Raw genomic sequence first — 12,187 nt, 5'->3', positions numbered from 1 at the left:
TAGCGCTGCCGTAATGCATTATCGCTATCTGCAGGCCAGGATAACTGCTGAAAATAGCGCTTCGGCACGTTTTTTATCGCATTTTTTCAGTTTATTCAGCTTTCATCCCGCAAATGTCTAAACGCTGCAGCAGGATTTGCATTACACTTGGTTGTTACAAGCGGACACATTTGCACACAAGGAGACAGGCATGCATCACACCACACCGTTGATCACCACTATTGTCGGGGGCCTGGTCCTCGCGTTTCTCCTTGGCATGCTGGCCAACCGCCTGCGCATCTCTCCGCTGGTAGGCTATCTGGTTGCCGGCGTGGTCGCGGGCCCTTTTACGCCAGGCTTTGTTGCAGATACCAATCTGGCACCTGAACTGGCAGAGCTGGGCGTGATTCTGCTGATGTTTGGCGTCGGACTGCACTTCTCACTGAAAGATCTGATGGCGGTAAAGTCGATCGCCATTCCCGGCGCCGTGGCGCAAATCGCGGTGGCCACGCTGCTGGGAATGGGTCTCTCCTGGACCATGGGCTGGTCGTGGATGACCGGCCTGGTGTTTGGCCTGTGTCTCTCTACGGCCAGTACCGTGGTGCTGCTGCGCGCGCTGGAGGAGCGACAGCTGATTGACAGCCAGCGCGGCCAGATCGCGATCGGCTGGCTGATTGTGGAAGACCTGGTTATGGTGCTGACGCTGGTGCTGCTGCCTGCCATCGCCGGTATGCTGGAGCAGGGCAATGCCAGCCCGACCCTGCTGGTATGGGATCTGCTGCTGACCATAGGTAAAGTGGCCGCCTTTATGGTGCTGATGATGGTGGTAGGCCGTCGCGCGATCCCGTGGATCCTGGCAAAAAGCGCGGCTACCGGCTCGCGTGAACTCTTTACCCTGTCGGTGCTGGCGCTGGCGCTGGGTATCGCCTTTGGTGCAGTAGAGTTCTTTGATGTCTCCTTCGCCCTTGGCGCCTTCTTCGCCGGCATGGTGCTGAACGAATCCGAGCTGAGCCACCGCGCGGCACGCGACACGCTGCCGCTGCGCGACGCCTTTGCCGTGCTGTTCTTTGTCTCAGTCGGCATGCTGTTTAATCCGATGATCCTGATTGAACAGCCGCTGGCGGTACTGGGCGCGCTCGCCATCGTGGTACTGGGTAAATCAATCGCCGCCTGGGCGCTGGTCACTCTGCTGGGGCACTCACGCCGCACCGCGCTGACCATTTCGGTCAGCCTGGCGCAGATTGGTGAATTTGCCTTTATTCTTGCCGGCCTCGGCATTTCACTCGATTTGCTCAGTGAAGAGGGGCGCAACCTGGTGCTGGCGGCGGCTATTCTGTCGATTATGCTGAATCCTATCCTCTTCTCGCTGCTGGAGCGCTATCTGGATAAAACTGAAACCGCTGAAGAGCAGACGCTGGAAGAGGCGATGGCGGAAGAGAAACAGATCCCGGTGGATATCTGTAATCACGCGGTGATTGTGGGTTATGGACGCGTCGGCAGCCTGCTGGGGCAGCAGCTGCTGGAAGCAGATATTCCGCTGGTGGTGGTGGAAAACTCTCGCCCGCGCGTTGAAGCGCTGCGTGAACAGGGTATCAGAGCGGTACTGGGCAATGCAGCACGCGCAGAGACCATGGAGCTGGCGCGGCTTGACTGCGCCCGCTGGCTGCTGCTGACCATCCCGAATGGCTATGAAGCGGGTGAAGTGGTGGTGGCCGCACGTGAGAAGCGCCAGGATATTGAGATTATCGCCCGTGCGCACTATGACGATGAGGTCGCCTATATTATGGATCGCGGCGCTAATCAGGTCGTGATGGGCGAGCGTGAAATTGCCAGCAGCATGCTGAATGTGCTGAAAAAAGAGATCGAGGTGGAACCCATTTCCCGCGAATGCCCGATTTAATCGTGACAGTTTCTGCCCGATTATCCCGCAGGGTAACCGGGCAGAAACAGCAATCGCTTACTGCAGGGAGCGCAGTGATGCGCCCTTTTTACCGAACGGTTATCTGTCCCAGTAAGACTCTTCCAGGCTATCTTCCCGCTCCGGCAGGCCGCGCGTCAGGCGCGGTGAATGCTGATTCAGCACCTGATAACTGACGCGGTTAGCGTATTTACACACCTGCGCCAGCGAAGAGTAGGTCAGATATTCACGTGCGTGCTTGCTGGAGTTGGGTACCTTGAGGCGATGGAAGTTATTCGCCGTGATATCGTGCAGCAGCGCCGCCAGCGCCCCGTCACCGGCGCCGTTGGTATTCATGATCTTTTCCGGGCCGCCCATATAAGGCGCGATATGCGAAAAGATGCGCAGCGGCTGCTGACAATCCTGCTGGCGCATCGCCCGGCTGAACTCATACTGGTTGAATTCCGCAATCGCGCCCGGCAGCAGCGGGTGATTCGTTTTACGTTTGAATTCATCTTCGGTAAAGCCCGCCATGTAGAGCCCGGTCGGCCCGGCGGTGCAGAGCACCAGATCGACCCACTCCAGCGCCATATCGGCTGCCAGCAGCGGATCCTGTTCACCGGTCAGCGCAAACGCCTCTTCTTCATTCATTGCGACAATAGAGACGTGATCGCGCAGGAAATCGCGCCAGAACTGCGGGTTATCCTGAATGACATATTTTGTACCCAGCGTTAATACCACCGGCACATTATGCTTTTTCGCATACGCAATGGCGCGCAGCGTGGCGTCCGGCATCGGTTCACCCGGCTGACAGCGCACCAGATAGGAGGTCAGCACCAGCGCTGACGCGCCGGCAATCACCTCTTCCGGGATACTCTCTGCCTGCAGCCGGTTCATCTGTCCCGGACTGATGGCAAAGGTTCGTTCACCGTGTTCGCCAATCAGGGTAAAGCAGCGGCCAATTGCGCCGTCCACGCCCTGCAGGAAGTTCAGATCCATACGGCTGGAGGTGTTGCAGAGATAGCGATAGGCGTAGCCGCCAATCTGGATGTTATTGCACATGACACCCAGCAGCACGGAACGATCGTCAGCCAGTACTGAATAGTTGTGCAACGTGTTGCCAATGGTGCCACCGGCAAACTGATGGCTGATCAGCTGTTCGCGCATCAGCTCGTTATAAAGCGCTTCCGCCGTGGCGTCGTCAATCACCAGCGAATGACCGGCACTCAGGCCGTAGCGCTGCAGGAACGCATCATCAACTTTGGCTTCGATATCCACCAGCGTCTGGTCGATACCCACCACCCAGCTGCCCTCCTCCTGCTCCTGCTGAATAGCCTGCAGCAGCGGATCGCGCGCGTTGACGGGGAAATAGTGTTTGGATTTACGTTTGCCGGGAAATTTCATGAAAAGCAGTCATCAGGGAAAATCAGGCAGAGAAGCATATCATACTCTCTGCCTGATGCGCTTAGCGGCGCGCGTTGACCAGCTGAACCATCATCTCGATGTGTTCGTCATCCGCGTTAAGCGCGGGAATATATTCAAATTTTTCGCCGCCTGCATGCAGGAAAATTTCGCAGTTTTCACCGCTTATCTCTTCCAGCGTTTCAAGGCAGTCAGCCGCAAAGCCGGGACTCATCACCTGCACATGCTTAACGCCTTTAGCCGGCAGACTTTTCATGGTCTCATCGGTGTAGGGCATCAGCCACGGCTCACGCCCAAAGCGCGACTGGAAGGTCATCATGATTTTTTCAGGGGCAATGTTCAGCGCGGCTGCCAGCGCGGCGGTGGTATCTTTACAGCGCAGCGGATAGTCATCGCCTTCATTGGCAAAACGCTGCGGAATGCCGTGATAGGAGAGTACCAGCAGATCCGGCTCGCCATGGCGGGCAAATGAGCGCTCAACAGAGGCTTTCAGCGCGGCGATATAGGCCGGATGCTCAGCATAATCGCGAATAAAGGAGACCTGCGGCAGCGAGCGCAGCGGTTTAAAGCTGCTGGCCAGACCATCCCATACGGCGGCAACGGTAGAACAGGAGAACTGCGGATAAAGCGGCAGCACAATCAGGTGCGTGACGCCCTGCTCCAGCAGACGATGCACTGCGCCGTCCAGGCTCGGCTGACCATAGCTCATGCCCAGCTCAACCGGCATGTCTACGCGCTGCGCCAGTGCCGCACGCTGCCGCTTGCTGAATACCATCAGCGGCGATCCCTCTTCCATCCAGACGGAAGCGTAGAGTTTCGACACGCGCGGCGAGCGAAACGGCAGAATAATAAAATTAAGAATGGGCCACCATAGCCAGCGCGGCGTATCAACCACGCGCGGATCGCCGAGGAACTGCTTCAGATAGCGTTTCACCGCCGGGGTGGTAGGGGCTTCAGGTGTGCCTAAGTTAACCAGCAGAACACCGGGCTTATCTTGCCTCATTGTATTTCCTTGATGTCGCAACGAAGAGTGGTGAATCGGGGGAAATTGTAGCGGAAATCACGGGCGGGAAAAGCAATTGCTGTAAAAGGGCCAGGCATCCGGCCCTTTTTGTACTTAGCCGAGGATACGGTGCAGTTCTTCACTGACGTCAGCCACCGGGCGGGTACCGTCAATTTTGTGATAGGCGGTGTTACCCGCTTCCGCTTCTTTGCTGTAGTAAGCAATCAGGGGTGCTGTCAGCTCATGATACTCGACCAGGCGCTTACGTACGGTCTCTTCCTGATCGTCTTTGCGTGTGGTCAGCTCTTCACCGGTCACATCATCTTTACCGTCCACTTTTGGTGGCTTGTTTTTGATGTGATATACGCGGCCAGATGGCGCATGTACGCGACGGCCCACAATGCGATCGACGATCAGTTCGTCCGGCACGGCAAATTCCAGCACGTAATCGACTTTGATGCCCGCTTCTTTCATGGCGTCAGCCTGCGGGATGGTGCGTGGGAAGCCATCGAGCAGGAAGCCGTTTTTGCAGTCTTCCTGCGCGATACGCTCTTTAACCAGCGCAATCACCAGTTCATCAGTCACCAGTTTACCGGCATCCATGATGGCTTTCGCCTGCTGGCCCAGTTCGGTGCCTGCTTTTACTGCGGCGCGCAGCATGTCACCCGTAGAGATCTGCGGAATACCGTAGTTCTCCATAATATACTGAGCCTGAGTGCCTTTACCTGCGCCCGGTGCCCCGAGCAGAATAATACGCATTGCGTAATTCCCCTTGCGAATCGCATTGATCAATCTATGAAGGCCAAGAACATACCATTATGACCCGCCAGCCACAAGGCAACGGGTACGCTATCACTGGCCCCTGTACTGTGACCTGCTTTGGGATTAAGCGCCAGATGGCGGATTGCTTTTAGGAATTCAGGCTACGCAGCAGCAACGCTTTCAGCTGCTTTTTCAGCGTCGCGGTGACATTCGTATGTTTACTGCCGCTGCCGCGCAGGCTGGCCGGCATCAGCAAACGTCCGCTCATCCGCCGGATCCCGGGCGGCAGGTCAACATGATGCAGTACCGGCGGCAGCTCAATCAGGGCAAACGGCAAACCGGGCTGCTGCAGTGATGAGAGAGGGAGCGGCGTCTCCAGCGTGAACCGGTCAACCAGAGCAACATTAAAGGGTTTCCACTCTGCGTGCTCCATCCTCGTCAGCGCCTGCTGCGGCGCGTTGCCCAGCGCCAGACCCTGCTCGATCAGCCGCAGTTCGCTGCGTACCAGCGTGCTGAATTTTGTCGTGCGCAGTGCAATCAGCACCAGATCGTCGCTCAGCGCTGCGTGGCGGTTCAGGTGCGCCACAAACAGATGGGATTCGGCGATCAGCGCTTTATGCAGCGCGCTGGCAAAGGAATCGGAAGCGTCGGTCACGCCCTGACTCTGGCAGGTATCAAGCGATCGTACCCGCCCTTCCGCCAGATCCACATGCTCTATCAGCGCGATATTGCCCGCCATCATGGGGACAGCAGGCAGTACGCTCAGCTCGCTGACCGGATGGTGCGAGGCGTAGCGCGTCTGATTGCGCGCCTGCTCCTGGCGTAAAAAAAGCTGGGACAGCACGACGCGCGCAATATGCAGCGAGGGTGCAAAGAAGAGATCGTAATTTTCCAGCCGATAGTAGCGGGATAGCTGGCTGCGCAGCCGATCGCATATCGCCGCCCTGGCAGAAGCGTATTGTGGGGCCATCGCGTAACGTTTCCCTGTATTGACTGCGAAGTAGTGCTTCCGGCAGGTAAACCGCGTGGCTGATACATAGCCAGCACGCCCCGTCAACCTGCCAGAATCTGGAGCAAAGGTTAGGGCAATGCGGCTGGACATTAAAATGATATAAACTGACAATCCCTGTTAGGTTTTTACACAAGGGACGAGTATGACCGCGCTTCCGTCACTACGGGCGCTGCGCTATTTTCATCAGGCAGCGCTGCACAGCAGTTTCAGTACGGCAGCGGAAACCCTGCATGTCACCCACAGCGCCGTCAGCCACCAGGTGCGCCAGCTGGAGAGCTGGATGGGCAAGCCGCTGTTTGTACGCACTAACGGACGCGTTAAATTAACCTCGCACGGTGAACGCCTGCTGGTCAGCTGTCAGAAAGCGTTCAGCGAACTCGCCACCAGCTGCGAAAGCATTCGTACCGGCATGCGGCATCATCTCTCTGTTTCCTGTGCGCCCAGCTTCCTCTCACAGTGGATGATCCCGCGCATCAGCAGTTTCTATCAGCGCTACCCGGATATTGACGTGCAGTTTCAGTCACTGGTCGACATTGACCAGCTGCGTAGCGAGCATACCGATGTACTGATCCTGAGCTACGAGCAGCAGCCCGATGACGACATTGAGGCCACGCTTATCAGCGATGACGCAATCGGGCCGCTCTGTGCGCCGCACTACGCCGAACACCTGCAGAGCGCGCGCGATCTGCAAACGCTGCCGCTGCTGCATGCGGATACCCGGCTGCACGCCTGGGCAGAATGGGCAAAAAACAGCGGAGTGCGGGGTGATTTCTGGCGTGGCAAACACTTTGATAATCTGATGCTGGCCATTCAGGCCGCCAGAAGCGGTCTGGGAATCATCATGGCGCCGCGACTGCTGGTGCAGCAGGAGCTGAAAGCGGGTGCGCTGATCGCACCGCTGGGCTTTGTACGCATCGATCGCGCCACCTGGATGATGGCTAAACGCTCACGCGAGCAGAATGCAGAGATCCGTCTTTTTCGCGCATGGCTTAGCGAACAGGCGCAGTGTTAAGGCAATAAAAAGGGCGCCATTAAAGACGCCCTTAGCGGTAGTTTTGCTCTCGCTGCGCGGCGTTATGCCGTCAGCAGCTGGTTCATGCGGCGGATAAACTGGTTAGGATCGTCCAGCGTGCCGCGCTCAGCCAGCAGCGCCTGATCCAGCAGCAGCTCAACCCACTCGGCAAAGCGCGTCTCATCCTGGGTGTCCGCTACGCGTTTCACCAGACCGTGCTCCGGATTGATCTCAAAGATATATTTCACTTCCGGAACATCCTGACCGGCGGCGGCAAACAGCTTCGCCATCTGCGTGGTCATTTCGTTAGCGTCAGTGGTCACGATGGCAGGCGTATCGGTCAGACGATGCGTCAGACGCACTTCTTTTACGCGTTCACCCAGCAGAGTTTTCACGCGCTCAACAAACGGCTCCAGCGCTTTTTCTGCCTCTTTCTGCTCTTCGGTCTCTTCATCCGCCAGTTTGCTCAGCGACTCATCGGCTTTGCTTACCGACTGGAACGTTTTGCCGTCGAACTCGGTGAGATAACTCATCATCCACTCATCGATGCGGTCAGAGAGCAGCAGCACCTCAATGCCTTTCTTACGGAACAGCTCCAGATGCGGGCTGCTTTTCGCCGCGGCGTAGCTGTCTGCCGTGATGTAGTAGATCTTCTCCTGCCCTTCTACCATACGGCTCAGGTAGTCATCCAGCGATACGTTCTGCTCGCTGCCTTCGCTCTGCGTGGTGGCAAAACGCAGCAATTTAGCAATCGCCTGCTGATTGGCGCTATCTTCCGCCGGTCCCTCTTTCAGCACCAGGCCAAACTCTTTCCAGAACTGCTGATACTTCTCTGCATCATCTTTTGCCAGTTTTTCCAGCATCTGCAGGCTGCGCTTAGTCAGCGCGGCGCGCAGGCTCTGGGTTACACGGCTGTCCTGCAGAATTTCACGCGAGACGTTGAGCGGCAGATCGTTAGAGTCAATCAGGCCACGCACAAAGCGCAGGTAGTTCGGCATGAACTGCTCAGCGTCATCCATGATAAACACGCGCTGTACATAAAGCTTAAGGCCATGCTTGCTGTCGCGGTTCCACATATCGAAGGGAGCACGCTGCGGGATGTAGAGCAGGCTGGTGTACTCCTGCTTGCCTTCCACGCGGTTGTGGCTCCAGATAGCCGGATCGCTGAAGTCATGCGCGATGTGCTTATAAAACTCGTTGTACTCGTCGTCGCTGATTTCCGCTTTATTACGCGTCCACAGCGCCTGGGCTTTGTTAACCTTCTCCCAGGTTACGGTGTCGTTCTCTTCATCTTTGGTCTCGATCTCTACCGGCAGTGCGATGTGATCGGAATATTTGCTGATGACATTACGTACGCGCCAGGCGTCAAGGAAATCATCTTCGCCTTCGCGGAAATGCAGCGTGATCTCCGTACCGCGATCGGCTTTTTCAATTTCTGCCAGGGTATATTCGCCCTCGCCTTCTGACTCCCAGAACACACCTTCGCTGGCCTGTGCACCGGCAGCACGCGTGCGTACGGTCACTTTGTCAGCAACGATAAAGGCGGAATAGAAGCCCACACCAAACTGGCCAATCAGCTGGCTGTCTTTTGCCTGGTCAGAACCCATAGACTCCAGAAACGCTTTGGTACCTGACTTAGCGATAGTGCCGAGGTTTTCAATCACCTCATCACGACGCATACCGATACCGTTATCGCTCAGCGTCAGCGTCCGTTTCTCCTTGTCGACCGAGATACGTACGCGCAGATCGCCGTCGCCTTCATAGAGATCCGGCACAGAAAGCGCGCGGAAGCGCAGCTTATCAGCGGCATCAGAGGCGTTGGAGATCAGTTCACGCAGGAAAATCTCTTTGTTTGAATAGAGGGAATGGATCATCAGGTGCAGAAGTTGTTTTACCTCTGACTGGAAGCCACGCGTCTCTTGTCCTTTCATGGTCATAGCTACCTCAACAGAATCGGGGTTGATCGAACGTTGAGAAAGAGATGGGGATGGCGGGAAAATTTTCAAGCCGGTTTCAGTGAATGAAACCGGCAAGTGCTTAGAATTTAATCTTGTGACGCCCGGCAAGAGAGTGTGACAGCGTGGTGCCATCAACCATCTCCAGCTCGCCGCCTACCGGAACACCGTGTGCAATACGGCTGGCGTCAACGCCATACTGACCGCACAACTCAGCGATATAGTTGGCGGTAGCTTCACCTTCTACCGTGGGATTGGTAGCCAGGATCACCTCCTGCAGCGTCTCATGTTCCAGACGCTGCTCAAGACGATCGAGCCCGATATCCTGCGGGCCAATCCCATCCAGCGGCGACAGGTGTCCCATCAGCACAAAGTAGCGTCCGCCAAACTGGCCGGTCTGCTCAATGGCGTGAATATCTGCCGGGCTTTCCACTACGCAAATCTGTCCATTCTGCTGCCGACGGGCGTTAGCGCAGATGGTGCAGATCTCCTGTTCAGTGAAGGTGCGGCAATCGGCACAGTGGCCAATCTCCGACATCGCGCGCGTCAGCGCCTGAGCCAGACGCATGCCACCGCTGCGATCGCGTTGCAACAGGTGAAACGCCATGCGCTGCGCTGACTTCGGGCCTACACCCGGCAGACAGCGCAGTGACTCCATTAAGGTTTCAAGCAGTGGACTGGTCTGCATCAGAACGGCATCTTGAAGCCAGGCGGCAGCTGCATACCGGAAGATACGGAGGCCATCTTCTCTTTCTGCGTCTCATCGATGCGACGCGCCGCATCGTTGAACGCTGCAGCGATCAGATCTTCCAGCATATCTTTGTCATCTTCCAGCAGGCTGGGATCCACTTCCACGCGACGGCAGTTGTGCGCGCCGTTGATAGTCACTTTAACCAGACCCGCACCCGACTCGCCCGTGACTTCCAGCGCGGCGATCTCTTCCTGAACCTTGGCCATTTTATCCTGCATCTGCTGGGCCTGTTTCATCAGGTTGCCCAATCCGCCTTTACCAAACATAGTTTTCTCTCTCTGCTGGGGCTGCGCGCAACGTCTGCGCGACAGCGTGATCATACGGGTCGGATACTCTCTTCATCCAGATCGGCATCAAAAAATTGCTGCAGCATCTGAATGTGGGTATCACTTGCGAGCGACTGGCGCGCCTGCGCCAGCTTCTCTTCATAGATGGCCTGTCGCCACTCCAGCGGCGTCAGCACCGCCGGATTATCATCTTCCACGATGGTCAGTTCAACCTCCTGACCCGCCGCCTGGCTTAGCGCAGCCTGAATGGCCTGCCGTGCTGCCGCAGAATTAAGGTGTCGCTGGCTGCTGCGCAGGTGCAGCGTCACACGCTGTTCATGGTGCTCTTTCCACGCATTAAGCGCTACCTGCTGCACCAGCTTTGGCAGCGTCAACCGGGCAATTTCAGCGGCCCACGCATCACGCTGCTGCGCTTCCTCTGTCAGCCGGGCGGCCAGCTCTGGCGTTTTCTCATGCTCCAGCGCTGAACGCAAGGCCTTTGGCGTCGCGACCGGCTCCGCTTTCACCTCACTCTGCTGCTGCGCTTTCCAGCGGTACGCTTCTGGTTTTACCGGCGCGCTTGCGGCCTCAGGCGTGCGCTGCTGCACGCGCTCTGTAACCGTTGCCAGGCGCTCCAGCGCCTGATTTGCCGGCCGCGCGGGACGCGCTGCCGGCTCACTCTTTTTTACTTTACCTGCCCCCTGACGCAGCAGTTGCGTACGCGCCTGCAGCAGCTGGCTGGTGGTGTCCGGCAGATTGCCGGCAGGCGGTGCCTGCGGTTCTGCGGGAGCCGGTGCAGCGGGCGGTGCCATCTGCGGTTGTGTAGCCGGTGCAACAGGCGGTGCCATCTGCGGTTGCGTAGCCGCAGCGGGCTGCTCAGACGGGGCGGCGGCAGGTACCTGCGGTGCCGCCTGAGGCGCCAGCGAGGGACGCGCCACCGGTTCAGCAAGTGTAGCCTGTGGATGGAAAGCCAGCGCGCGCAGCAGCGTCATTTCCACACCCAGCCGCCGATCGGGTGCCAGCGGCAGATCTTTGCGCCCCATCAGCAACGTCTGATAGTAGAGCTGTACATCAGCGGGCGGCAGCGTGCGCGCCAGCTCACGCAGACGTTGCGCTTCACTGAACTCTTCATCATTAAGGGAGCCGGGCAGCAGCTGTACCATCGCGATACGGTGCAGCAGACGCAGCATTTCAACCAGCAGCGCTTCCCACTCCACACCGCGCGAAGCGGCCTGATTCAGACGCGCCATCACCCGTTCGCCGCTGCCTTCCACCAGCGCTTCAATCAGCGCCAGCGGCTGTTCATCATCCAGCGTGCCCAGCATCTGCGCAACGGTCTCGCGCGTGACGCTGCCCTGCCCGCTGGCAATCGCCTGATCGGTCAGGCTCAGCGCGTCACGCATACTGCCATCGGCGGCGCGCGCCAGCAGATGCAGTGCACGCGGCTCTGCTGCTATCTGCTCCTGCTCCAGCACATAGCTCAGCTGCTGCTGAATCTGCTCAACGTCCAGCGCTTTCAGATGAAACTGCAGGCAGCGCGACAAAATAGTGATTGGCAGCTTCTGCGGATCGGTAGTGGCCAGTAAAAATTTAACGTGGGACGGCGGCTCTTCCAGCGTTTTCAGCAACGCATTAAAGCTGTGGCGCGACAGCATATGTACTTCGTCGATCAGATAGACCTTGAAGCGACCGCGTGCCGGCGCGTACTGCACGTTGTCCAGCAGATCGCGCGTGTCCTCTACTTTGGTACGGGAAGCGGCGTCGATTTCGATTAAATCAACAAAGCGGCCCTGCTCAATTTCCCGGCAGTTATCGCACTTCCCGCAGGGCGTGGCGGTAATACCGGTTTCGCAGTTCAATCCTTTTGCCAGCAGACGGGCAATAGAGGTTTTCCCTACGCCGCGGGTGCCGGAGAAGAGATAGGCATGATGAATACGTCCCAGTGATAACCCGTTGGCGAGCGCAGTCAGCACATGTTCCTGACCCACTACGTCTGTGAAGGCCTGGGGACGCCATTTTCGCGCAAGTACCTGATAGCTCATGTGGATGTGGTCACTGGATTGTATTGAGTTGGCACAGCAGCGCGGCCATCAGCCGGCAGCCACCGTCAGAAAAAGGGAAAAAATGC

General features: G+C 57.5%; 10 protein-coding genes and 1 other annotated feature. Of the genes, 2 read left to right on the top strand and 8 right to left on the bottom strand.

Features of this window, described 5'->3' with window-relative positions; translation table 11 throughout:
- Positions 1-190: 190 nt before the first annotated feature.
- Positions 191-1,879, top strand: a complete 1,689-nt coding sequence (ybaL, locus tag B3041_RS03890) for a YbaL family putative K(+) efflux transporter (protein ID WP_292969577.1) — start codon at positions 191-193, stop codon at positions 1,877-1,879.
- A 99-nt stretch (positions 1,880-1,978) separates the two neighbouring features.
- Here the strand turns inward: ybaL and B3041_RS03885 are convergent, their stop codons facing one another.
- From B3041_RS03885 to B3041_RS03870, 4 genes are all read right to left on the bottom strand, one after another.
- Positions 1,979-3,280, bottom strand: a complete 1,302-nt coding sequence (locus tag B3041_RS03885) for an inosine/guanosine kinase (protein ID WP_065649913.1) — start codon at positions 3,278-3,280, stop codon at positions 1,979-1,981.
- Positions 3,281-3,341: 61 nt separating this feature from the next.
- A complete protein-coding gene (gene hemH, locus B3041_RS03880; RefSeq protein ID WP_065649914.1) occupies positions 3,342-4,301 on the bottom strand; it encodes a ferrochelatase in 960 nt (319 codons plus the stop codon).
- 114 nt (positions 4,302-4,415) lie between these two features.
- Complete coding sequence (adk, locus tag B3041_RS03875) at positions 4,416-5,060, bottom strand: adenylate kinase (protein ID WP_065649915.1); 645 nt, start codon at positions 5,058-5,060, stop codon at positions 4,416-4,418.
- 151 nt (positions 5,061-5,211) lie between these two features.
- Positions 5,212-6,033: a DUF6024 family protein gene (locus tag B3041_RS03870; RefSeq protein WP_065649916.1), complete on the bottom strand. Its 822-nt coding sequence runs from the start codon at positions 6,031-6,033 to the stop codon at positions 5,212-5,214.
- Between the two features lie 184 nt (positions 6,034-6,217).
- On the opposite strand from B3041_RS03870, the gene B3041_RS03865 reads away from it, so the two are divergent.
- Positions 6,218-7,087 (top strand): LysR substrate-binding domain-containing protein, encoded by an 870-nt coding sequence (locus B3041_RS03865; protein WP_065649917.1) that lies wholly within the window; start codon positions 6,218-6,220, stop codon positions 7,085-7,087.
- Positions 7,088-7,149: 62 nt separating this feature from the next.
- Here the strand turns inward: B3041_RS03865 and htpG are convergent, their stop codons facing one another.
- The 4 genes from htpG to dnaX form a co-directional block, all read right to left on the bottom strand.
- Positions 7,150-9,024 (bottom strand): molecular chaperone HtpG, encoded by a 1,875-nt coding sequence (gene htpG, locus B3041_RS03860; protein WP_065649918.1) that lies wholly within the window; start codon positions 9,022-9,024, stop codon positions 7,150-7,152.
- A gap of 100 nt (positions 9,025-9,124) precedes the next feature.
- Entirely contained in the window at positions 9,125-9,730 is a 606-nt protein-coding gene (gene recR, locus B3041_RS03855; RefSeq protein WP_039383019.1) for a recombination mediator RecR, read from the bottom strand.
- Positions 9,730-10,059: a YbaB/EbfC family nucleoid-associated protein gene (locus tag B3041_RS03850; RefSeq protein WP_031377860.1), complete on the bottom strand. Its 330-nt coding sequence runs from the start codon at positions 10,057-10,059 to the stop codon at positions 9,730-9,732. Before B3041_RS03850 ends, recR begins: the two co-directional genes overlap by 1 nt.
- 50 nt (positions 10,060-10,109) lie before the next feature.
- Positions 10,110-12,101, bottom strand: a complete 1,992-nt coding sequence (gene dnaX, locus B3041_RS03845) for a DNA polymerase III subunit gamma/tau (RefSeq protein ID WP_292969563.1) — start codon at positions 12,099-12,101, stop codon at positions 10,110-10,112.
- Positions 10,704-10,765: a sequence feature (DnaX frameshifting element), on the bottom strand. (Overlaps the previous gene by 62 nt.)
- Positions 12,102-12,187: the final 86 nt, after the last annotated feature.

Origin of the sequence: Pantoea sp. UBA4549 (assembly GCF_002387285.1) — a bacterium.
GTDB lineage: Bacteria > Pseudomonadota > Gammaproteobacteria > Enterobacterales > Enterobacteriaceae > Pantoea > Pantoea borealis.
Note: the sequence above shows the minus strand (reverse complement) of the source record. Positions and strands in the feature narration are given on the sequence as shown.